This window comes from Streptomyces sp. NPDC085866, from assembly GCF_044541035.1.
Lineage (GTDB): Bacteria > Actinomycetota > Actinomycetes > Streptomycetales > Streptomycetaceae > Streptomyces.
In genome coordinates this window covers 219247-241864 of sequence record NZ_JBITSQ010000009.1, presented here as the reverse complement: position 1 = coordinate 241864, position 22618 = coordinate 219247, and the positions used below count along the sequence as shown (strand labels likewise).

Below are 22618 nucleotides of genomic sequence, written 5' to 3'. Positions count from 1 at the left end.
GCCAGGGCGAGCAAGCATCGGGAACGGCTCCTGGTCAGGAGGAAACGGGGTCGGTGGTCTTCTCGGGGACGGCTGCGGGGCTTCGGCCGGGCACGGCGAGCAGCGGTACGGCGAGGCAGGCGGCGACGGCGGCCAGGTACAGCCCGGCCCGGGCGCCGGCCAGGGACCAGGCGGTGGTGGCCAGCGCGGGGCCGAGGATGAAGCCGAGGCCGCGGGCGAGCTGCACCGTGGACCCGACGGTGGCCGTCCGGTCCGGCGGGGCGGCGCCCATGACCAGGGCTTGGGCCGGTCCGCCGTTCAGGCCCATGCCGAGGCCGGCCAGCGCGAGCCGCCAGGCCACCTCCAGCGGCGACCAGCCGTCGCCCAGCGGCACGCACAACAGCAGGCCGGACGCGGTGAGAACGGCTCCGGTCACCGCCACCCGCCGGGCACCGTACCGATCCGCCAGGCGCCCGCCGAAAGGTCCGGCCAGGCCCATGGCGAGCGGGAAGGCGAGGACCGTGAGGCCGGTGGCCGTGGCGCTGACACCGTCGTCACGCTGGAGGTGCAGGGCGACGACATAGTGCAGGGCGGCGAAACCGGTCGCGAGGGCCAGCACGGCGCCGTGCGGCCGCAGCAGCCCCGAGGCCCGCAGCACGCCGGCCACCGGACGGCCGCCGGGTCCGCGCAGCCACCACCACACCGGCGGTACGGCGGCGAGCGTCAGCACCAGCCACGCCGGGGTCTCCGCGGCCAGGGTCAGCGCCAGCAGGAGCACGGCCACACCGACCGCGACCAGGAGCGCGTCCACCGACTCGCGTCGGCCGGGCAGGCGCAGCCGCCCGTCGCGCGGCAGCGCGCGCCACGCCACCACCAGCGCGAGCGCGCAGAACGGGAGCTTCACCAGGAACACCGAGTGCCAGCCGAAGTGGTCCAGCAGCAGACCGCCCACGGCCGGTCCGGTGACCGCGCCCAGGGGGCCCAGGGTCGCCGGCACGCTCATCGCCCGGCCGCGTGACTCGGGCCGTACGGAGCGGATGGCGAGGACCGGCATCAGGACGAACAGCGCGGCGGCGAAGGCGCCCTGGGCGAGGCGGGCGGCGATCAGCCAGACCGCCCAGGGTGCGAGGGCCGCGAGCGCGCTGCACAGGCCGAAGCCCGCGGTGGCGGCCAGCACGGCCGGGCGCAGGCTCACCCCGTCCAGCCATCGCCCGGCAGGCAACAACAAGGCCACCACGGGGAGTTGGTACCCCAGCACGGCCCACTGGGCGGTCGCCGAGGACACCCGCAGGCCGTCGGCGATGTCCGCGAGGGCCACGTTGACGATGTTCATGTCGAGCATCGCCACGAACGACAGCAGGCCCGCCAGCCCCACCAGCGGCCAGCGGTCCGTGCCGCCGGGTATGTCACCGGGTTGTTCCGAGCCGGGCCCCTGGTGTGTCACCCTTCCGCCCCTCACCTTCGCACGTGGACCGCCGGTCGGCGGCCTCGTCCCACAAGTCGGGGCGAACGGCCCGCGAGTTCCCGGCTCGGTGGTCGAAGGCGATCAGCGGGTCGCCGGTGAGGGGGTGGTCGACGACGGCCGCCCGTACGCCGAACACCTCGGCCATCAGTGCCGGGGTCAGGACGTCGCGCGGCGGCCCCGAGGCGACCACGGATCCGGCGTGCAGCACGTGCAGCCGGTCGCACACGGAGGCGGCCGCGTTGAGGTCGTGCAGCGACACCAGGGTCGTACGGCGCCGGGCGCGCAGCAGGGCGAGCAGTTCGACCTGGTGCCGGACGTCGAGGTGGTTGGTCGGCTCGTCCAGGACCAGCACGTCCGGGTCCTGCGCGAACGCGCGGGCCAGCAGCACCCGTTGACGCTCGCCGCCGGACAGGGCCGTGAACCGGCGTCCGGCGTGCTGCGCCATGCCGACGTCGGCCAGCGCCCGCAGGACGATGTCCCGGTCGGCGGCGTCCTCCCCGGCGAAGGCGCGCTTGTAGGGCGTACGGCCCATGGCGACGACCTCGCGCACGCTCAGCTCGAAGTCGCCGCCGCGCTCCTGCGGGAGGGCCGCGATGTGCCGGGCCGACTCGACGGGGGTCAGGTCGCGCAGGTCCGTGCCGGCCAGCAGCACGCGTCCGGCGACGGGTCTCAGGTGCCGGTAGACGGTGCGCAGGAGCGTCGACTTGCCGCTGCCGTTCGGGCCGACCAGGCCGGTGATCTCGCCCTGGCCGGCGACGAGCCGGGCGCCCGCCACGACCGTGCGCCCGGCGTAGGCGACGTGCAGGTCCTCGATGTCGATCCTCAACTGCCGCTCCCCAGGCGTCGGTCCAGCAGATACAAGAGGGCGGGAGCCCCGAGCAGCGACGTCACCACGCCGACCGGCAGCTCCTGCGTGTCCATGGCTGTCCGGCACACGACGTCGACCACGACCAGCAGCAGGGCACCGCACAGCGCGGAGACGGGCAGCAGGCGTCGGTGGTCGCCGCCGACGAGCAGGCGGCACACGTGCGGCACCATCAGCGCGACGAAGGCGATCGCACCGGAGACCGCGACCAGGACGCCGGTCAGCACGCTGGTCACCGTGAACAGCTCACGGCGCAGGCGACCGACGTCGATACCGAGTCCGGCGGCCGTCTCGTCGCCCATCAGCAGGGCGTTCAGCCCCCGGGCGCGGGCCTGCAGCCACAGCAGGGCGATCGGCACGGTCACCGCGGGCACGGTGAGCAGCTGCCAACTCGCGCCGCTGAGGCTGCCCATGAGCCAGAACAGGACACTGTGGGTCTGCTGCTCGTCCCCGGCCTGCAGCACCAGGTAACTGGTGAAGCCGGACAGGAACTGGCCGACCGCCACCCCGGCCAGCACGAGCCTGAGCGGTGCGAAGCCGCCGCCGCGCCGGGCCACGGCCCAGACGAGGGCGAAGGTGGCCAGCGCTCCGGCGAAGGCCGCGCCGGACAGACCGAGGCCCAGCGCTCCGCCCGCGCCCAGCCCGAGCACCAGCGCGGCGACCGCGCCGAGCGAGGCGCCGTTGGAGATGCCCAGCAGGTACGGGTCGGCCAGCGGGTTGCGCACCAGGGCCTGCACCGCCGTACCGACGAGACCGAGGCCGGCGCCGACGAACGCCGCCAACAGGGCCCGCGGGACACGCAGTTGCCACACGATGAGGTCGTCGGTGCCCGGCCGCGGCGCCTCGCCGGACAGCCGGCGCCACACCACGCTCCACACCTCGCCCGGCGCGATGGGGGTCGAGCCCAAGGCGACGGCCGCGGTCAGCGCGGCCAGCAGCGCCCCGCCCAGGACCAGTGCGAGCGGCACCACGGGAAGAGTCCGCGTCTGCGTCCTCGTACGGCGGGACACGGTCGGCGTGGACAACACCGTCAGCGGACCTTCCCGGGGTAGAGGGTCCGGGCGATCGCCTCGACCGTGTCGGCGTTCTCGACCCCGGCGATGGTGGTCCGCTCCGAGCCGGCGCGCACGAAGTGGCCCTCCTTCACCGCCTTCAGCCCCTTGGTGGCCGGGTTGGACTTCAGCCACCTCTCCGCCTCGTCGAACGCCTTCTCGTCGGCCGCGTCGCTGCCCCGGTCGCGCACCCCGAGCTGGATCCAGTCCGGGTTCCGAGCGATCACGTCCTCCCAGCCGACCGGCTTGAAGTCACCGTCGCAGTCGGCGAAGACGTTGCGGGCGCCGGCCAGGGTGATCACCGCGTTGGCGATCTGACGGTTGCAGGTGACGGTGGGCTGCTTGGTGCCGGCGTCGTAGTCGAAGAAGAAGTACGTCGGCCGCGCGCTCTCCGCCGTACCGCGGACCGCCTTCCGGACGGCGGCCACCTTCTGCCGCATCCCGGCGACGAGTTCCACGGCCTTGGCACTTGTGCCGGTGACCGCACCGAGAGAGGTGATGTCGGACTCGACCGCCGACAGGTCGGTGACGGGACCCTTGCTCCCGGCCGCGCAGGCCGTCGACTTCAGGTGGACGTGCTTGATCCCGGCCGCCTGGAACTCCTCCTCGGTCGGCGCGTCTCCCATGCCCCCGCCGCCCATGCTCCCCATGGAGGCGAAGGTGTCCAGATACAGATCGGCGCCGGAGCCGAGAAGCTTCTCCTTGGGAATGACACTCTCACTGAGCACCTCGACCTTCCGCGCCTTCGCGTCGAGGTCGCGGGGCAGGGTGCCCTTGCCGGGCGGAAAGCCGGTGCCGACCACGCGGTCCCCTGCGCCCAGGCGCAGCAGCAGCTCCAGGGCGGAGGCGTTGCTGGTGACGATCCGCTTCGGTGCGGCGGAGAACGTCGTCCTGGCGCCCGTGCAGTCGGTGACCGACACCGGATATCCGCCGGAGACGGCCTTGCCCGCGCTCTCGTCCGCCGTACCCTTCCCGCCGCAGCCCGCCGTCAGCAGGCCGCCGAGCACGAGGGCCGCGGTACCGCCCCACACACGCACACGCATCGAATGTCTCCAGGTCCACTTGGTACTCGGGCGAACGTCCGTCGCCCGGTCCAGTAGTCGGGGCGGACGTGCCTGGAGTTCCCGCCCGGTCGACATCGGCGAAGCCGAGGGTGCCGGCAGACGCCGGCACCCTCACGGCGGTCTCAGGCCGCCACGACGGCGGCCGCGTCTGCCTCGTCGAGCAGATCCATCAGCGTGGCGCGGGCCCGCGCCACGCGGGAGCGAACCGTCCCGACCGGACAGCCGCTCGCCGCGGCCGCCTCCGCGTACGGCAGCCCGGCCAACTGGGTGAGGACGAACGCCTCGCGGCGCTCCTCCGGCAGGGCCGCCAGCAGATCCAGCAGGGCGATGCCCTCGTCGAAGCCGGGCAGGTCGCGCGGCTGGGCCAGTTCCACGGCCATCTGCCAGTCCGGGACATCGGACAGCCGGGGCCGGGCGGCCGCGTACCGGTAGCTGTCGATGACGGCGCGGCGGGCGATGGACAGCAGCCAGGCGCGTGCCGAGGAACGGCCTTCGAAGCGGTGCAGGCTGCCGAGCGCCCGCAGGAAGGTGTCCTGCGCCAGGTCGTCCACGGCCTGGGGGTCGGCACACAGATGGGCGACGTAGCGCAGGACGTCGCGGTGCAACGCGCGCACGAAACGCTCCACGGCACGGGGGTCGCCGCCCCGGGCCGCAAGGGCCCACGCGGTGATCGACTCGTCGGTCGACACCGGTTTGTCGTCGACGGCGCTGTCTTCGCGCGAGGTGGGCAGGGCAGGAGTGATCACCTGGTGTCCTTCTCGGGTCATCCGGGATCCGGGCCGCGGGCACGATCGGGTGCCGGCGGTCCGGTGAGAGGGGAAAGGGCCCTACGGCGCTCACGCGGGGGTACGGCGTGGCGCGGGCGTACGGCCGAGGCCCGAGGCGCACAGGGCGACCTCGGGAAACCGGCTGTCGTCAGGCGACAGCGACCCCTGCGGGCGGCCCCCGCGAGATGATCGAGTGGACGAGGAGAAGCAGCCGCGGCGCACGCCGCGAGCGACGACGGCGAACGCGCAGCCGCGGCCGGACCGGTGTGTCGGGCAGGGCGAGCAGCAGCCGCAGCGGTGCCGCCAGCCGGGCTGCCGCGGCCCGCAGGATGCGGAACGCGGCCCGCTCGCCGTACGCCAGCCACACACCGCACAGCAGGGCGGCGAACAGGTGGGCGGCGAGCATCCCGAACGACGACGAGCCGCCGCCCATCGAGTGCCCCATGTGATCCATGCCGCTCATGTCCATGTGACCCATGGAGCCCATGTCCATGGAGTCCGTCGGCATCGACGCCATGTCCATGGAGGCCGTATCGGCGGAGGCCGACTGGGCGAACGAGAACGCCTCGTGCAGCGCCGCCTGCGCGGCGACCACGACGGTCACGATCAGCGGGAGCCCGCGCTCACGGCCCGCCAGCGACCAGCCGGCGGTACCGGTCACGGCCAGGCCTGCGACCAGTGCCTGTCCGGGCACGTGCTGACCCGACATCATGACGTGGCCCAGGGCGGCGAGCAGCACACAGACGGCCGCGAACACCGCGGCCCGTACTGTGCGAGAACACCACCCTGCTGTCATGGCGTCTCATCCTCGCATCCGACTGTCCGTCATCACCCGTCGGTACGGAATTTGCCCTGCCGTGTCGCTCAACCGGCGTGACGTGATCCAGAACACGTCAAATGCCGGGAACGGGCGAGGCGTTCGATCCGACATCTGTGGGAGGCCGGTACCGCCGTCAACCCGGGCGGACGACCACCGCGAGCGCCTCGATTGCCCCGCTGCGCTCGAAGTGCAGCGTGAACGGCACGAGGTCACCGGTCCGCCACCCGGCACCGGCCCGCAGGTTCACGTCCAGACCGTGCGGCGACATGGACAGGGTGCGGCCCGCGGGGACGACCGCCGAGTCCGCGTCGGTTTTGGCGGCGGCTCCGGAGCCGGCACTGCGATGCCTGCTGAGCGTGATCCCACCGTGGGTGCGGGAGGACGTGACCTTGACGAGCAGGTCGTCGGCACCGCCGGCGTTGGCGAGGTCGAAGAAGGCGGCCGTCTCCTTGGTGTCACCGTACGGCAGGAGGACCCGCGCCTTGGAGACGGTGACGCGGGCCGGGCTGCCCGCTTTGCCTGCACCGACCCACGTGGTCAGGCCACCGAGGGCCAGGCTGCACGCCGTGACGGGTGTGAGGGCCGCGAGGAGGCCGTCGGTCAGCCGGCGCCGGGTGGGGCGCCACGGGCTCTGCTCGGTCATCGGGTACGCCTCCCGGCAGAAGACGGCTGCCAGGTGCGCAGCCGAAGGCTGTTGCCGACCACCAGCAGCGAACTGACCGACATCGCCGCCGCGGCGACCATCGGGGTGAGCAGACCCACCAGGGCGAGCGGCACGGTCACGAGGTTGTATCCGAACGCCCAGACGAGGTTGGCGCGGATCGTGCCCAGGGTACGCCGGGCCAGGCGGACCGCGTCCGCGAGGGCCTCGATGTCGCCGCGCACCAGAGTCACGTCGGCGGCACCGACGGCGGCATCCGTGCCGCCGCCCATGGCGATGCCCAGGTCGGCGGCGGCCAGGGCGGCCGCGTCGTTCACGCCGTCCCCGATGACGGCGACCCGATGGCCCCGCTGCTGGAGGTCTCGTACGAGGGACGCCTTGTCCTCGGGTGTGCAGCGGGCGTGCACCTCCTCGATGCCCAGCTCCGCCGCGACCGCCTGTGCGGCTGCCTCGCGGTCGCCGGTGGCGAGCACCGGCCGTACGCCGCGGCGCCTCAGCCGGTCCACCGCTCGGTAGGCCCCGGGTCGTACCACGTCGCCGACCTCGATCAGTGCCTCGGCGATCCCGTCCACGCGGACCAGGACCGGCGTGTGTGCGGCGGCCTCCGCCACCGGGAGCGCCTCGGCCAGCGCCGTGGGCAAGTGGTCCTCGGGGGCCAGGACTTCGACCAGGCGGCCCTCGACCCGGCCGCGCACGCCCCGGCCGGCCTCCGCCCGGAAGTCGCTCACGGCCGGAAGCGCCCCGGGCTCGTGAGCGGTGACGGCCCGGCCGAGGGGATGCTCCGAGCCCTGTTCCACCGCGGCGGCCAGCCGCAACGCCGCGTCCTTCCCGAGCCCGCCGGGTACGGCGGTGACCCTGGCGACGCTCATCCGGCCGGAGGTGAGGGTGCCGGTCTTGTCCAGGACGACGGTGTCGACGTGCCGCAGCCCCTCCAGGGCCTGCGGTCCGCCGACGAGGACGCCCAGTTGGGCCCCGCGACCGGTGGCCGCCATCAGCGCGGTCGGGGTCGCCAGGCCCAGCGCGCACGGGCACGCCACCACCAGGACGGCCACCGCGGCCGTGACGGCGGCCTGCGGATCGGCGCCCGCACCGAGCCAGAACCCGAGCGCCGTGACGGCCAGGGCGAGCACGACCGGTACGAAGACACCGGCGACCGAGTCGGCCAGCCGCTGCGCCCGGGCCTTGCCCGCCTGCGCCTCCGTCACCAGTGCGGTGATCCGGGCGAGTTGGGTGTCGGCCCCGACCGCCGTGGCCCGTACGAGCAGCAGTCCGCCGGCGTTGAGGGCCCCGCCGGTCACGACGGAGCCCGGCCCGGCCTCGATGGGCTCGCTCTCCCCGGTGACCAGGGACAGATCCACCGCGGAACGGCCCTCCACCACCTGACCGTCGGTGGCGACCCGCTCCCCCGGCCGCACGACGAAGATCTGCCCGACCGTCAGCTCCTCGATGCGCAGCAGTCGTTCGACGCCGTCCTCCCGCACCGCCACCTCCTTGGTGGCGAGTTCCGCGAGCGACCGCAGCGCGGACCCGGTGCCGCGCCGGGCCCGTGCCTCCAGGAACCGGCCCGCGAGCACGAACAGCGGTACGCCGACGGCCGCTTCGAGGTAAAGATGCGCGGCACCGTGCGAGGCGGAGGGCAGCAGGGTGAACGGCATCCGCATGCCGGGATCCCCGGCGCCGCCGAGGAACAGCGCGTACGCCGACCAGGAGAAGGAGGCCAGCACGCCCAGGGAAACGAGGGTGTCCATGGTGGCCGCGGAGTGCCGCAGCCCGCGTACCGCCCGCTCGTGGAAGGGCCAGGCCCCCCACACGGCCACCGGGGCGGCCAGCACGAAACACAGCCACTGCCAGTTGCGGAACTGCAGGCCGGGCACCATGGACAGCACGAGCACGGGCAGCGCGAGCAGCGCGGTGATCAGGAGCCGGTCACGCTCCTGCCGCGCCGCGTGCCGGACTTCCTCCCCCGGACTCGCCCCTCCCCCGCGCTCGCGCAGCCGCTTCTCCGGGCGCTGCGGGATCTCGGCCGTGTAGCCGGCCTGCTCGACGGTCGAGACGAGTTCCTCGGGGCTGATCCGTGCCGGGTGGCTCACGCGAGCCCGCCCGGTCGCCAGGTTGACGACCGCCGTGACCCCGTCGAGTCGGCCGAGCTTCTTCTCGACGCGCTTCACACAGGCCGCGCAGGTCATCCCGCCCACGGTCAGGTCGGTGCTCGTCAGGTCGGCGGTGGTCGGGGCGGCGGTGGTCGTCGGGTCCGCGACCACGGGTTCCGTGCCCATCAGTGGCTTCCCCCGTGCATCTGCCCCATGTCGCCGCCGTCGCCGATGCCCCCGCCTCCGCCGTCACCGCCGCCACGGCCGGTGCCGGTGCCGTGCATGCCGGGAGCAACGGGTCCGGCCGCGGCGCCGACGCCGTACGACAGCGTGAAGAGCAGGGCCAGCAGCAGCAGAAACCCGCAGAGGGCGGGCGGGGGCGCCGCTGTGCGCAGCACCGCGCCCGCGCCGGAGGGGGACTGACGGGACTCGTCCATCAAGCGCGTCTCCAGATCACGTCGTACGGCATCACCTGGTGGGAGCCGTAGCGCTTCAGGAGTCGGGCCGTCGAAGGACCTGGTTCCGCAGTCCGGGTATGGCACGCGTCACGCGAGCGGCAGGCGTGTGCCGCCGGGCCGCCTGCCCCACGGAGCTGGGCTGGATCGTCCTAGAGACCGGCCATGCTGTTCTCGGCGTCCCGGTCGCCGGTCGCCTCGCTCTCCAGCACCCGGGCGAGGTCCGGTCCGGGCACGGTCGCCAGCCGCGGTAGCAGACAGGTCCAGAACTCCACCATGCGGTCCTTCGACAGCCAGTCCCGGTCCCCGCTGCCGAGGACCTCGAAGCCGACCGTCGCGGCCACCACCGCCCCGGCCACGCACTCGGGCGAGAGGTCGTCCGTCAGCTCGCCCGCCATCTGTGCCTGGCCGATCACGTCGCACACCCAGCCGTGCCACGAGTCCACCACCGCGGTCCCGCCGTTGCGTGCGGGGTCGCCGCTGAGCGCCAGCCCGGCCCGCATGACCGGGTCGGCCGCTAACGCGACCACCAGTTGGCGGATCGCGGCCACCAGTGCCCCGAGCGCGCTGCCGCCCGTGGCCCGGCAGTGCGCGGTCATCTCCTCCACCGCGCGCGCCGCCGCGCACTCGATCTCGCTCGCGAGAGCGTCCTTGCTCGGGAAGTGGAAGTGCAGCGCGCCGGCGCTCACCCCGGCCCGCCTGCTGATCGCAGGCAGGGACGCACGGGCGTATCCGTCGTGGGCGAAGGCTTCCGCCGCCGCGCGGATGAGGGCCTGCCGTGTGCGAACCGCCCGTACCTGCTTGACCATGACGCCCTCCTCTAATAACCGCATGTTCAGTATGTTTATGTGGGTGCGGTGCGGCAAGACCTGACGGGATGCCAGGGCGAAAACATCGAGGACCAGGCAAACTCGTCCGCCGGAGTGATCCGGCACCCCACCGGCCACGAAGCAAACCGCGTGCTTGGTTTGGCTTACGGAAGCAAGACGGGCAGGTGAAGGACCCGACTTCGCTCCCGTGGCACACAAGGAAGTCCGCCGCCCGCGACGGGCGGCGGACTTCCGGCGGGCGCACCCGCCCGCGCGTTCAGGACGCCGACGGACGCAGCAGCACGGGCAGCGACCGGTATCCGTTGAGCATGAAGGTCGGCAGCGGGGCCAACTCCTCGGGTGCGCAGGCCAGCTGCACGTCCGGGAAGAGGTCGAAGAGCTTGGCGAGAGCGGAGGCGGCCTCGATCTCCCCGAGCGGTGCGCCGAGGCAGCGGTGGGTTCCGTGGCCGAAGCCGAGGACGTCCCGATCGCCGCCACGCAGCAGGTCGAAGCGGGCCGCGTCCGAGCCGTGCCGGTCCGTCTCGTGGCCGCCCGCCGCGAAGTTGACGAGGATGCAGTCGCCCTTGCGGATCCGCACCCCGTCGAGGTCGATGTCCTCGACCGCGAACCGCATCGGCGCGTAGGCCCCGGGCGTGTGCACCCGCATGGTCTCGGAGACCACGTCCGCCCAGGTCGCCCGGCCCGCGCGCAGGTGCGCCAGCTGCTCGGGGTGGGTCAGCAGGGCGCCGGCCGCGTTGGTGATGAGCGTGGCGGTGGTGTCCTGTCCCGCGGCGATGAACATGAAGAGGGAGCCGAGCAGTTCGTCCTCGGTGAGCCGGTCGCCCTGGTCCCGGGCGGCGATCAGCGAGCTGGTGAGGTCGTCACCGGGGCGCTCCCGCTTGGCCTTGACCAGTGCCGCGAGCCGCCCGAAGGCCTCCAGCCGGGCGGCCTCCATCTCCTGGCCGCTCACGGTGGAGCTGAACACCGTGCTCAACGCCGCAGACAGCGCGTCCGTCTCGGCGCCCTGCGGCACGCCGAACAGTTCGCAGATGACCCTGAGCGGCAGCACCTCCGCGTACGAGGTGCGCAGGTCGACCGGGGTGCCGGGCGGGAGGGCGGCCAGTCGGCCGAGCAGCTCGGCCGACAGCTCCTGCACCCGGGGGCGCAGCGCCTCCGAGCGTCGCGCGGTGAACGCACCGGCGACGAGCCGGCGCAGCCTGGTGTGGTGCTCCCCGTAGGCGAACAGCATGTTCTCGTTCGCCACCCATGGGTAGAGGGGCCACTCCTGCGTTATCTTCCCCTCGATGAACGGCGGCCAGTGCAGGCGGGCGCTGCGCGAGACGCGCGGGTCGGTCAGGAGCTGCTCCACGTACCTCTGCTGGACGACGGCCCAGGCGAGCACGCCTCCGGGCAGCTCCACCTGGACCGCGGGGCCCTGGGCGCGCAGCATCGCGGCCTCCCCCAGGTGGTCCTGGCCGGTGAGGTCGAGGGCGTAAGGGCAGGCGGTCTCTTCCATCGATGTGCTCCCTGGGTCGGTTCTGCATCACGTTGTGGCGTTGCGACGTGCCCATGGCAGCGATGTCCGCTCCCCCGGTTCCCGGCGGTGCCGGTGTACGAGGTCCGCGGAGAGACCCCGTTCAGCCGGCGGCCGGCGCCTCCTGCGGTTCCCGGCTCAGCTCCATGGCCTCTTCGTAGACACGCCGGCCCCGGTCGAGCGACATGTCCAGGCGCACCAGCACCGCGGGGACCGCGATGCTGGTCATCAGGTGCCGATAGAGGTCGACCACGCGTTCCATCAGGTCGGCATGGTTGTTCATGATCTTGGACAGCACCTGTGCCCCGGTGAACGCGGCCACGAAAGCCTTCGCCGCGGCGTCCACGTCGACCTGGGGCAGCACCTCTCCGTTCGCCTTCGCCCGTTCGAGCAGTGCGGCGTTGTAGTCGACCCAGGAGGCCATCGGCACCCGCCGGTCCAGCCCGTCGTGCGGCGATCCCTGGTCCACGGTGAGGCGGATGCTGCCGCGCACCATGGGGTCGCCCGAGCCGAGCAGATGAGCGAGGAGGAAGCCGGCGTCCAGTCCCTCCTGGAGCACCAGCTCCCGCGACGGCGAGTCCGGCACCGACTTCAGCTGGTCGGTCAGCACCGCCTGGGCGAGCTGCTCCTTGGAGGAGAAGTGGAAGTAGAGGGCGCCCTTGGTGACGTTCGCCCGCTGGAGGATCTCCGAGATGGTCGCCGCCTCGTAGCCGACGTCGGCGAACACGTCGGCGGCTGCCACCAGGATGTTGCGCCTCGTCCTGATCGCTCGTTCCTGCAGGGCCACGGCACATCCTCCGCACTGGCTTCACGGACCGGTCGGCCACAAAAAGAAACCGACAGGTACGTATCCTGCCACCTCGGAAGATGGCCTTTCAACCATGCGGATGCCCCCTCCTCACCAGGTACGCGGGAACCCATCGAGCCGTCGCTGACCGCCACAATAAAACCTGTCGCCCGGTATCTCAACGTTCCCGCAGCATCTGTCGGTACAGGGAAGTCCACCGGACCGGACCGGAGTTGAGCGTCGCGCTTACTTCTGAGGCCGATGAGTGCCCCCAAGACATCGAAGTTCGGCCACCGTTGGCAGAAATTTGGCTTGATAAGCAAACCGGGAGGTCCGTATCTTCTGACTCTGCGCATCCCCACCCTTCCGGTTCTGCGACGACGGGAGAGGGCCATGACCCTTCTGACACCCCAGGTACATCTCCCCTCTTTGCCGGAGATCGAGCACTACGACACGGATCAGACACTTGGTCCGGACATGTTCCGAGCCGCCGGCCTGCACACCGGGCCCGGCGGAGCGTTCTCCGGCACCGTGTCCGGCGAGTTGGCCCGGCTCCTCTTCGACGGCGACGACCGGGAGCACATCCATGGGATGTGGCGCGACCTCATCTCGAAGGACACCTTCCGCCACCGTCCCGGGCTGGGTCCCTCCGAGCGCGCCGCCCTCTCCTACGAGTGGCTGCGGCTGGTGAACGACACGGCCGGCGGGGCCGAACGGCTGGCGGACGACCCACAGCTGCTGGCGGGGCTGCACGAGTGGGCTGCGATCGTGGACGGCGGCGGGGGCCTGTGCACGGTGGCGAGCATCCACTACAACCTCTTCCTCGGCAGCCTGCTCGACCACGAGGGTGCCGAGCGCCGGGACCTGTCGGACTTCGCGACCCTGCGGCGCACCGGCACGTTCCTGTGCACCGAGCTGGACCACGGCAACGACGCCTCGGCCCTGGCGACCACCGCCGAACTGGACCCGGCCACCGGCGGGTTCGTGCTGAACACACCGCACGTCGGCGCCCAGAAGTTCATGCCCAACACCAGCATGACCGGCGGGCCCAAGAGTGCCGTGGTGGCAGCCCGCCTCATCGTCGAGGGCCGGGACGAGGGCGTCTTCCTGTTCCTGACCCCGCTGAGCGACGAGCGGGGCCTGCTGCCGGGGGTGCGGGTCCGCCGGCTGCCCCTGCGCACCGGCGCCCCGGTGGACCACTGCCTGACCGCGTTCGACCGGGTGCCGCTGCCGCGTGACGCCCTGCTGGAGTCCGAGCACGGCCGTCTGGACGCCGACGGCCGTTTCCACAGCAGCCTCGGCAACCGGCGCAAGCGGTTCCTGCAGTCCATCGGCCGGGTCACGATGGGCAAGCTGTGCATGAGCGGTGCCGCCGTGGGCGCGACCCGGGCCGCGCTCGCCATAGCCGTCCGCTACGGCGACCACCGGCACGTCAGCGGGCCCCGCGCGGGCGAGCGGATCCCGGTCAACGCCCACCGCTCGCACCACGGACGGCTGTTGAAGGGCCTGGCCGCGGCCTACGCCATGACCTTCCTGCACCGCTCGGTGCTCGCCCGCTGGGCCGCCGTGCACGCCGGCCAGGACGCCGGGCAGCAGGCGGAGACGGAGCGGCTGGTCGCGATCACCAAGAGCTGGATCACCTGGCAGGCACGGGACATCACCATCGAATGCCGGGAACGCTGTGGCGCGCAGGGCCTGTTCGCCGCCAACGGCCTGTCCGAGTTCCCGCAGTACGTCGAAGGCACGATCACCGCCGAGGGCGACAACCTGGTGATCTGGGTGAAGGCCGCCGCCGAGATGCTCTTCGAGCACCAGCCGCCCCGGGAGGCACCCGAACACCCCGGTGGCGTTGAGCGGTTGACGGATCCCGGGCATCTGCGCGGGCTGCTGGCCCGGGCCGAGGCCGGCTGGCAGGACCGGGCCCGGGCCGCGCTGCGCCGGGGGCCGTCCGGGGACCCGGTGGAACGCTGGAACGGCGCTTCCTCCGCCGCCCTGGAGATGGTCTCGGTGCACGCCCGGCTGCGGGCGGCCGACGCCTTCCTGGACGCGGTCGCCCGGGCGACGGACCCCGGGGCCCGCGAACTGCTCGATCGGCTCTGCGTGTTGTTCCTGCTGCAGCAGATCGGCGAGCACACCGGGGATCTGCTGGCCGACGGTCATCTGTCCGCCGACCAGGTACGCGCTCTGCCCCAGCTGCTGGACGACGTGCTGCGCGACCTCGCCCCGCACATGACGGACCTGGCCGAGGGCTTCGACCTGCCCGCCGCCTACCTGGAGGGGATCCCGCTGGCCAACTCGGGCCACATCTCCCTCGCGGACTACGCGACGGCGGCCGAGTAGCCGGCCGGCCGCACGCCCCACGAGAAGCGGCAACACGTCAGAGAAGTGACCGGGGCTACCCGGCCTCCTGCATCAGGGGGCGCCCGAGCCTGGATCAGGGCTGTGCGAAGCCGTCGATCCAGGCTTGGAGGCGCTCGCCCTGGGTGGCCATCAGCCCGGGGTCGCGCAGAGTGTTGGTGAGCACCGACATGCCCTGATAGGCGGCGACCAGCTCGACGGCGAGGGCGCGTGCGTCGGGTCGGCCCAGTTCGGTGAACTGGCCCTCGACCCAGTCGAGCAGGGCCCGCATGACCTTGGCAGCGGCCCGGTCCAGGCCGTCGTCGCGCTTGTCGAGTTCGGTGGCCAGGGTGCCGAAGGGGCAGCCGAAGCGGGCAGCCGTCTCGCGTCCCTCGACCCAGCCGGCGACCAGGGCCTTCAGACGGGTGGCCGGGTCGTCGAGTTCCTCAAGTCGGGCCGTGAGCCTGGTGAGCTGATCGCAGTGGGCGTCCACCGCAGCCTCGACCAGCTGGTCCTTGGTCTTGAAGTAGTAGTAGACGTTGCCGAGCGGTACGTCGGCGGCCCGCGCGATGTCCGAGAGGGTGGTCTTCTCCACGCCCTGCTGGTGGAAGACCTGGACGGCCGCTTCGACCAGGCGTTCACGCTTGCCGCCCCGCCGGGAGGTGGCGGCTCCGGCCGCCGTACCGGATTTTGAGTCAGTCACCTGACTAAGGATAGACAGCGCCGGACGGACCGGCTAGCGTAGCGACTTAGTTAGTCAACTAACTCAATCGAGGGGCTGTCATGATCGTCGTAACGGGTGGTACGGGGAACGTCGGGCGGGCTCTGGTCGCGAAGCTGGCCGGGGACGGGGCGGCCGTGACCGCGGTGGCCCGGCGCATCACCCCCGAGGACGTCCCGGCGGGGGTGCGGGCCGTGGCCGCCGACCTCGGGCGGCCGGCCGGTCTCGGTCCCGCGCTGGAGGGGGCCACGGCACTGTTCCTGCTCGTCGCCGGGGACGATCCGGAAGGAATCCTGAAGCAGGCGGCCGCGGCCGGCGTCACCAGGGTGGTCCTGCTGTCCTCGCAGGGCGTGGGCACCCGGCCGCACAGCTACGCGCACGCCGCCGGCTTCGAGGCGGCCCTGGCCCGATCCGGGCTCGCCTTCACCGTGCTGCGCTCGGGCGGGCTGGCCTCCAACGCGTTCGCCTGGGCCGAGCCCGTCCGGCGCCACCGCACCGCGGCGGCACCCTTCGCCGACGTGGCACTGCCGTTCGTCGATCCGGACGACGTCGCCGCGGTCGCCGCCGCGGTCCTGCGCGAAGAGGGGCACGACGGCGTCACCTACACCCTGACCGGCCCCGAGGCCACCACACCCCGGCAGCGGGCCGCCGCCCTCGCACAGGCCGTCGCCGAGCCGGTCACCTTCGTGGAGCAGAGCCGCGAGGAAGCCCGCGCGCAGATGGCGCAGTTCATGCCGAGCGCCGTGGTGGAGGGAACCCTGTCCGTCCTCGGCGATCCGACCCCCAAGGAGCAGGCGGTCAGCGGGGACGTCGAGCGGATCCTGGGACGCCCCGCGGCCCCCTTCGCGGCGTGGGCGGCTCGCAACGCCGCGGCGTTCCGCTGAGACTCGCTCATAAAGGGGCCCGCCGGTGCCGTGCAGGTCTCAGGGGATCTCCTGCTCGGTCCAGATGATCTTCCCCTCGGCCGTGTACCGGGCGCCCCAGCGGAGCGCGAGCTGGGCCACCAGGAAGAGTCCGCGGCCGCCCTCGTCCGTGCTGCGGGCGTGCCTCAGGCGGGGGGCGGTGCTGCTGCCGTCGGCGACCTCGCAGGTCAGACGGGCGTCGCGGAGCAGCCGCAGGCGGATGGGCGAGTCGGCGTAGCGGATCGCGTTGGTGACGAGTTCACTGACGATGAGTTCCGTCGTCAGAGCCTGTTCCGCGAAGCCCCAGTCCACCACCTGGCGGGTCGCCTCGGCCCGGACGTGTCCGACGGCTGCCGGGTCGGGGGGCACGTCCCACGACGCCACCTGGTCCGCGGCGAGGGCGTGGGAGCGGGCCAGCAGGAGGGCGATGTCGTCGGGCTGCGGTGCGGACACCAGCTCCTGCACCGTGGAGGTGCACAGCGTGCCGAGGTCCGTCCCGGTCCGGACCAGCACCTCGCCGAGCCGGGCCATGCCCGACTCCACGTCCCCGTCGCTTCCTTCGATGAGGCCGTCGGTGTAGAGACCGAGGAGGCTGTTCTCGGCCAGCTCGATCTCGGCGGCCTCGAAGGCCATGCCGCCCAGCCCGAGCGGTGGCCCGGCCGGGATGTCGGGGAAGTAGGCGCGTCCGTCCGGAGTGACGACGACGGGTGGCGGGTGCCCGGCCCGGGCCATCGAGCACCGCCTGGAGACCGGGTCGTAGACGGCGTAGAGACAGGTCGCGCCGATGAAGGTCGCCGTGCTCCGGTCGGCCGGGGCGCGATCGGTCTCCTCGTCGCTCAGCCGCAGCACCAGGTCGTCGAGGTGGGCGAGCAGTTCGTCGGGAGGCATCTCCATGTCGGCGAGGGTCTGCACCGCCGTACGCAGCCGCCCCATGCTCGCCGCCGCGGTGATGCCATGGCCCACCACGTCGCCGACGACGAGGCCGACGCGCGCGCCGGACAGGGGGATCACGTCGAACCAGTCACCGCCGACGCCGCCCGTGGGGTCCGCCGGAAGGTAGGAGGAGGCGACCTCCACCGCCGTTCCTCCGGCCAGGACGTGGGGCAGCAGGCTCCGCTGCAGGGTGACCGCCGCGGTGTGCTCCCGCGTGTAGCGGCGGGCGTTGTCGACGCACACCGCCGCCCGTGCCACCAGCTCCTGGGCCAGCAGGACGTCGTCGCGCCCGAACGGGACCGTGTTGAGCGAGCGGGCGAACGTGGTCAGGCCCAGCACCGTGTTCCGCGCCCGCATCGGTACGGAGATGAGGGAGTGCAGGCCGAACTTCCGGATGCGGGCCACGCGCTCGGGCTGTTCGGCGACCCACAGGGGATCGTTCGGGTCGAGGATCGGGATGAGGAACGGCTCGCCGCTGATCAGGAGGTTGATGTCGTTGGGCGGCGGCAGGAAGTCGACCTCCTCGCCGATCCCCACCACGGCCTCGGGGCAGCCCTCCCGCACCGACTGCAGTCCCGCGCGGCGCATCACCGGCCGGACGGGCGCCGGTCCGGCATCGGTCAGCCAGGTTCCGTGGCCCTCGGTGCTGAGCACGGGCTCCAGGAGGTCGACGGTGACGAAGTCGGCGAACCGGGGCACCGCGAAGTCGGCCAGTTCCTGGGCCGTCCGCAGCACGTCGAGGGTCGTGCCGATGCTGGTGCCGGCCTCGTTGACCAGGGACAGGAGCCGACGGGCGGTGAAACGCTCGGTGACGTCCAGCACCATGTAGCAGACCCCGGTGACGGTGGCCCCGGCGTTCACCAGGGGGAAGAAGGAGGTGGAGTAGGCGCGCTGGCGGTGCGGATCGGCCCAGCTCCAGCCGAGATACTCGTAGTCGGTGACCGGCTCCCCCGTCGCCAGCACCTTGCGCATCAGGCCTTCCAGGGTGTCCGCCTGCAGCCCGGGCAGCAGCTCGCTCAGCCGGCGTCCCAGCCGCTGGTCCCGGGGCACACCGCCGAAGCGTTCCAGCGTGTCGTTCAGCCAGATGTAGCGCAGCTCCAGGTCCATCACGGCCATGCCGACCGGTGAGCGGGTCAGGAATCCGTCCAGGACGGACTGGCCGACAGTCCACTGCGGCCGCTGCTCCCGCGCCGAGAGCAGAAAGCACTCCTGCCCGCCCATGCGGAAGGCCGCCGAGACCCGGAGATCGAGCTCGACACGGTGGCCGTCCCGGTGCCGTACGGGGACGAGGCCGTTCCATCCCATTCCGGCGCGGCACCGCTCCGCGATGCCGGCGGCGCGGGCCGGGTCCGCGGGCACCGCCAGCAGGCGTGCGGCGGGGTGGCCGACGACCTCGGACGCGCGGTGGCCGAGCAGCGCTTCCGCGCCCCTGGTCCAGCCGACCACGACGCCGTCCGCCGAGATCACCGCCGCGGCGTCGGTGGAGGCGTCCAGGAGATCACGCGGTTCCACGGATGCGGACGCGTCGAAGTCCTTTCGCGGTGGTTCCATGTGCTCCATCCTCTTTCTTCCCCATGGTCCTGCTTGTCTGCTGGATGCGCACGGGCCGGTGCTGCGGTTGGGGCGAACGGAACCCTGGAGGCAGCATGGAGGTGACGGTCATCAGCTCTCGTCCGTGCCGCCGTACCGGCACGGACGGGTGACCGGCCGCTGGAGGTGGTTCTGGCATGGCAGTGGAATCCTTGCGCGCCGGCGACGACGACCAGAGCCCCGAGCCGCCCCGGCCGACCGGCCTGCTGGACATGCTGAGCGTGGCCGCTGTGGCGCTGGACACCCGAGGCCGCATCGTCTTCTGGACCCCGCAGGCCGAGGACCTGTTCGGCTACACGGCGGAGGACGTCCTCGGGAAGTACGCGGCGCGGCTGCTGATCCGTCCCGAGCATCTGCAGGCCGTGGTGAGCCTGTTCACGGAGGTGCTGGAGACCGGCCGGGGGTGGGCCGGCGCCTTTCCCGTGCGGCACAAGGACGGCAGCAGCCGGCTGACCGAGTTCCGCACCATGCGGCTGCTGGACGACCTCGGCGACGTGTACGCCCTGGGCATCGCGGCCGACCACACCCTGCTGCAGCGCGTCGAGACCGACCTGGCGCTGTGCGAGCGGCTGATCAACCAGTCCCCGATCGGGCTGGCCCTCATGGACCCCGATCTGAAGTACTTGCTGGTCAACCCGGCGCTGGAGCGGATCGACGGGATCCCGGCCGAGGACCACATCGGCCGTCATCTGCGGGAGACCCTGCCCTTCCTCGACGTCAACACCGTCGAGTCCGCGCTGCGCCAGGTGCTCACCACCGGCACGCCCCTCCTCGACCAGTACCACGTGGGCCGTCCCCCGGCCGATCCCGAGCACGAGCACGCCTGGTCGCTGTCCTTCTACCGGCTGGAGGACCCGGGCGGGCGGGTGCTGGGCGCGGCCGCGTCGGTCGTCGACGTCACCGAGCGGCACCACGCGGCCGCCGAGGCCGACCGGGCCCGGCGGCGCCTGGCGCTGATCGCGGATGCCTCCGCCCGTGTGGGCACCACGCTGGAGGTGGATCAGACCGCCCGCGAGCTGGCCGACATCTGCGCGCCCGTGCTCGCGGACGTGGTCGCCGTGGACGTCCTCGACTCCGCGCTGGCCCTGCGCCGCGCCCGCCGGCCGGACAACGGCCCGGAGCTGTTCCGTGCCCTCGCCCTGAAGGCGGCCCACCCCACCGTGGCACTGCGCGCCGCCGACTCGCCCGGCAACGTTGCCTCGTACGACGGCGACCGCCTGGTCACCCTGTGCGTCCACACCGGCCGGCCGGTCATGGTGCGCCATGTCGGCGCCCGGGATCTGCGGCAGATTGCCCGGGACCCGGAGGCCGGCGCGCTCCTGGCCCAGGCCGGCGTGCACTCGTATCTGGCCGTGCCGCTGATCGCGCACGGCGAGGTGCTCGGCGCCCTCGATCTCAAGCGCACCCGCAACCCGCTGCCCTTCGACGAGGACGACGTCATCCTGGCCGGTGAGCTGGCCAGCCGTGCCGCCGTCGCCATCGACAACGCCCGCTGGTTCCAGAGCGTGCGCAACACCGCCCTCACCCTCCAGCGCAGCCTGCTGCCGGACCACTCGCCGCACCACACGGGCCTGGAACTGGCCTCCCGCTACCAGCCCGCGCAGGCCACCAGCGAGGTCGGCGGCGACTGGTACGACGTCATCCCGCTGGCAGACGAGAAGACCGCCCTGGTGGTGGGCGACGTCATGGGCAACGGCATCGACGCGGCCGCCACCATGGGCAGGCTGCGCACCGCCACCTGTGCGTACGCGGACCTGGACCTCGCCCCCGGCGCTGTGCTCCAGCACCTGGACAAGATCACCTGCGATCTGGAGCACTACATCGTCACCTGTCTGTACATGGTCTACGACCCCCGCACCAGGCAGTGCACGATCGCCAACGCGGGACACATGCCGCCCGCCCTGGCGCGGCCCGGTCAGGCGCCCGTTTACCTCGACCTGCCCGCCGCGGCTCCGCTCGGTGTCGGCGGCATCCCGTTCGAGACCACGACGACCGAACTCGCCCCCGGCGACCTGCTGGTGCTGTACACCGACGGCCTCGTGGAGACCCGGCAGCACCCCATCGACGACCGCCTCTCCGTCCTCCTCGGCTTCCTCGACGAGCCCGGCCGGCCGCTCGAGGAGACCTGCGACAAGCTGCTGTACGGCCTGCGCCATCCCGACGACCACGACGACGTGGCCCTGCTCGTCGCACGGGCCCTGTAGGTCGCGGCACCGCTCCATCCGCTTGGTGGGGTTCGCCCGTCGGTGGGACTCTGGGTGGAGAGGTGTCCGAGGAGCGGAACCCAGGAGGGCCGATGGGACGCGACGTCCCGGCGCTCGTCTTCACCCGCGAGGACCGCCGCCGGTACCGGATCAAGATGCAGGAGTGCCTCGACGCGTTCGCCCAGATGCTCCGCGACGCACGCTTCGAGTCCGAGCGACCTCAGGTCGGACTGGAGATCGAGCTGAACCTGGTCGACGACCGGGCCGAGCCCGCGATGCGCAACACCGATGTGCTGGAGGCGATCGCGGACCCCGCCTGGTCGACCGAACTGGGCCGGTTCAACCTCGAGATCAACGTTCCGCCCCGTGGGCTGACGACGGGCGGACCCGACGCCTGGGAGTCCGAGATACGCGCCGCGCTGAACCACGCCGACGAGCGGTCCAGATCGGTCGGCGCCCGGCTGGTCATGGTGGGCATCCTGCCCACCCTGCGCCAGGAGGACATCGGCGAGGAGTCCCTGTCGGAGAACCCGCGCTACCGGCTGATCAACGACCAGATCTTCGCGGCCCGGGGCGAGGACCTGCGCATCGAGGTGGACGGCGTCGACCGGCTGCGGACCTACGCGGACACGATCACTCCGGAGGCCGCGTGCACCAGCACGCAGTTCCATCTGCAGGTGTCCCCGGAGACCTTCGCCGGCTACTGGAACGCGGCGCAGGCCATCGCCGGGGTCCAGATCGCGCTGTCGGCCAACTCGCCGTTCCTGTTCGGCAAGGAGCTGTGGCACGAGACCCGTATCCCGCTGTTCGAGCAGGCGACCGACACCCGCCCGGAGGAGATCAAGATCCAGGGGGTACGGCCGCGGGTGTGGTTCGGGGAGCGGTGGATCAACAGCGTCTTCGACCTCTTCGAGGAGAACCTGCGCTACTTCCCGGCCCTGCTGCCCCTGTGCGACGAGCAGGACCCCGGGGAGACGCTGGACCGCGGGGACATCCCCGAACTCTCCGAACTCACCCTGCACAACGGCACGATCTACCGCTGGAACCGGCCCGTCTACGCAGTCGCCCACGACAAGCCGCACGTCCGGGTGGAGAACCGGGTGCTGCCCGCCGGGCCGACCGTCGCCGACACGCTCGCCAACGGCGCCTTCTACTACGGGCTCACCCGCGCCCTGGTGGAGGAGGACCGCCCGGTGTGGTCGCGGATGTCGTTCTCCGCGGCCGAGGAGAACCTCCACACGGCGGCCCGGCACGGCATCGAGGCGCTGCTGTACTGGCCGGGCATGGGTGAACTGCCGGTGCCCGAACTGGTCCTGCGGCGGCTGCTGCCGCTGGCGCACCGCGGGCTGGAGCTGTCCGGCATGGACGCGGCCTGGCGGGAACCGCTGCTCGGCATCATCGAGCAGCGCTGTGTGACGGCCCGCAACGGGGCCGTGTGGCAGAAGGAGATGCTCCACCGCATCGACGCCACGACGCATGCCGGCCGCCACGAGGCCCTGCGGCGGATGACCGAGCTGTACATCGACTTCATGCACCTCAACGCCCCGGTGCACACCTGGCCGGTCGACTGACGGGGCCCGCGA

The 22618-nt window shown here is 72.4% G+C and carries 18 protein-coding genes; 4 read left to right on the top strand and 14 right to left on the bottom strand.

Annotation, left to right across the window (positions count from 1 at the left end; genetic code table 11):
- Window positions 1-34 precede the first annotated feature (34 nt).
- The 12 genes from ACIF83_RS24145 to ACIF83_RS24090 form a co-directional block, all read right to left on the bottom strand.
- Window positions 35-1423 (bottom strand): MFS transporter, encoded by a 1389-nt coding sequence (locus ACIF83_RS24145; protein WP_399729810.1) that lies wholly within the window; start codon window positions 1421-1423, stop codon window positions 35-37.
- A complete protein-coding gene (locus ACIF83_RS24140; protein ID WP_399729807.1) occupies window positions 1386-2270 on the bottom strand; it encodes an ABC transporter ATP-binding protein in 885 nt (294 codons plus the stop codon). The genes ACIF83_RS24145 and ACIF83_RS24140 overlap by 38 nt, the downstream gene beginning before the upstream one ends.
- Entirely contained in the window at window positions 2267-3337 is a 1071-nt protein-coding gene (locus ACIF83_RS24135) for a FecCD family ABC transporter permease (protein ID WP_399729804.1), read from the bottom strand. Before ACIF83_RS24135 ends, ACIF83_RS24140 begins: the two co-directional genes overlap by 4 nt.
- Window positions 3338-3339: 2 nt before the next feature.
- Window positions 3340-4404, bottom strand: coding sequence for an ABC transporter substrate-binding protein (locus ACIF83_RS24130; RefSeq protein ID WP_399729801.1), 1065 nt, complete (start codon window positions 4402-4404; stop codon window positions 3340-3342).
- A gap of 143 nt (window positions 4405-4547) precedes the next feature.
- Entirely contained in the window at window positions 4548-5171 is a 624-nt protein-coding gene (locus ACIF83_RS24125) for a sigma-70 family RNA polymerase sigma factor (protein WP_393484182.1), read from the bottom strand.
- A 169-nt stretch (window positions 5172-5340) separates the two neighbouring features.
- Window positions 5341-5988, bottom strand: a complete 648-nt coding sequence (locus ACIF83_RS24120) for a hypothetical protein (protein ID WP_399729798.1) — start codon at window positions 5986-5988, stop codon at window positions 5341-5343.
- A 157-nt stretch (window positions 5989-6145) separates the two neighbouring features.
- Window positions 6146-6655 carry a copper chaperone PCu(A)C gene (locus tag ACIF83_RS24115; RefSeq protein WP_399729795.1) on the bottom strand — a complete coding sequence of 170 codons (510 nt, stop codon included), beginning with the start codon at window positions 6653-6655 and terminating at the stop codon, window positions 6146-6148.
- Window positions 6652-8949 (bottom strand): heavy metal translocating P-type ATPase, encoded by a 2298-nt coding sequence (locus tag ACIF83_RS24110; protein ID WP_399729792.1) that lies wholly within the window; start codon window positions 8947-8949, stop codon window positions 6652-6654. Before ACIF83_RS24110 ends, ACIF83_RS24115 begins: the two co-directional genes overlap by 4 nt.
- Complete coding sequence (locus ACIF83_RS24105; RefSeq protein ID WP_393484173.1) at window positions 8949-9200, bottom strand: hypothetical protein; 252 nt, start codon at window positions 9198-9200, stop codon at window positions 8949-8951. Before ACIF83_RS24105 ends, ACIF83_RS24110 begins: the two co-directional genes overlap by 1 nt.
- A gap of 170 nt (window positions 9201-9370) precedes the next feature.
- Entirely contained in the window at window positions 9371-10027 is a 657-nt protein-coding gene (locus ACIF83_RS24100) for a ScbR family autoregulator-binding transcription factor (RefSeq protein ID WP_393484170.1), read from the bottom strand.
- A 277-nt stretch (window positions 10028-10304) separates the two neighbouring features.
- Window positions 10305-11543 (bottom strand): cytochrome P450, encoded by a 1239-nt coding sequence (locus tag ACIF83_RS24095; protein ID WP_399729787.1) that lies wholly within the window; start codon window positions 11541-11543, stop codon window positions 10305-10307.
- A 121-nt stretch (window positions 11544-11664) separates the two neighbouring features.
- On the bottom strand, window positions 11665-12348 hold the full coding sequence (locus ACIF83_RS24090) for a ScbR family autoregulator-binding transcription factor (protein ID WP_398141186.1): 684 nt from the start codon (window positions 12346-12348) through the stop codon (window positions 11665-11667).
- A 393-nt stretch (window positions 12349-12741) separates the two neighbouring features.
- Between ACIF83_RS24090 and ACIF83_RS24085 the strand changes: the two genes are divergently transcribed.
- Window positions 12742-14688: an acyl-CoA dehydrogenase gene (locus ACIF83_RS24085; protein WP_399729784.1), complete on the top strand. Its 1947-nt coding sequence runs from the start codon at window positions 12742-12744 to the stop codon at window positions 14686-14688.
- 94 nt (window positions 14689-14782) lie between these two features.
- On the opposite strand, the gene ACIF83_RS24080 is transcribed toward ACIF83_RS24085, so the two are convergent.
- The gene (locus tag ACIF83_RS24080; protein ID WP_393484161.1) at window positions 14783-15388 is read right to left on the bottom strand and encodes a TetR/AcrR family transcriptional regulator; all 606 of its coding nucleotides are present in this window, start codon (window positions 15386-15388) and stop codon (window positions 14783-14785) included.
- A gap of 80 nt (window positions 15389-15468) precedes the next feature.
- Between ACIF83_RS24080 and ACIF83_RS24075 the strand changes: the two genes are divergently transcribed.
- Window positions 15469-16290: an SDR family oxidoreductase gene (locus tag ACIF83_RS24075; protein WP_398141188.1), complete on the top strand. Its 822-nt coding sequence runs from the start codon at window positions 15469-15471 to the stop codon at window positions 16288-16290.
- Window positions 16291-16329: 39 nt separating this feature from the next.
- On the opposite strand, the gene ACIF83_RS24070 is transcribed toward ACIF83_RS24075, so the two are convergent.
- Window positions 16330-18792, bottom strand: a complete 2463-nt coding sequence (locus ACIF83_RS24070; RefSeq protein ID WP_399729780.1) for a SpoIIE family protein phosphatase — start codon at window positions 18790-18792, stop codon at window positions 16330-16332.
- Between the two features lie 176 nt (window positions 18793-18968).
- Here ACIF83_RS24070 and ACIF83_RS24065 point away from each other — a divergent pair, with 176 nt between their 5' ends.
- Both ACIF83_RS24065 and ACIF83_RS24060 read left to right on the top strand, forming a co-directional pair.
- Window positions 18969-21035: a SpoIIE family protein phosphatase gene (locus tag ACIF83_RS24065; protein WP_393484152.1), complete on the top strand. Its 2067-nt coding sequence runs from the start codon at window positions 18969-18971 to the stop codon at window positions 21033-21035.
- Between the two features lie 92 nt (window positions 21036-21127).
- Window positions 21128-22606, top strand: coding sequence for a glutamate-cysteine ligase family protein (locus ACIF83_RS24060; protein WP_386578705.1), 1479 nt, complete (start codon window positions 21128-21130; stop codon window positions 22604-22606).
- The last annotated feature ends 12 nt before the right edge of the window (window positions 22607-22618 follow it).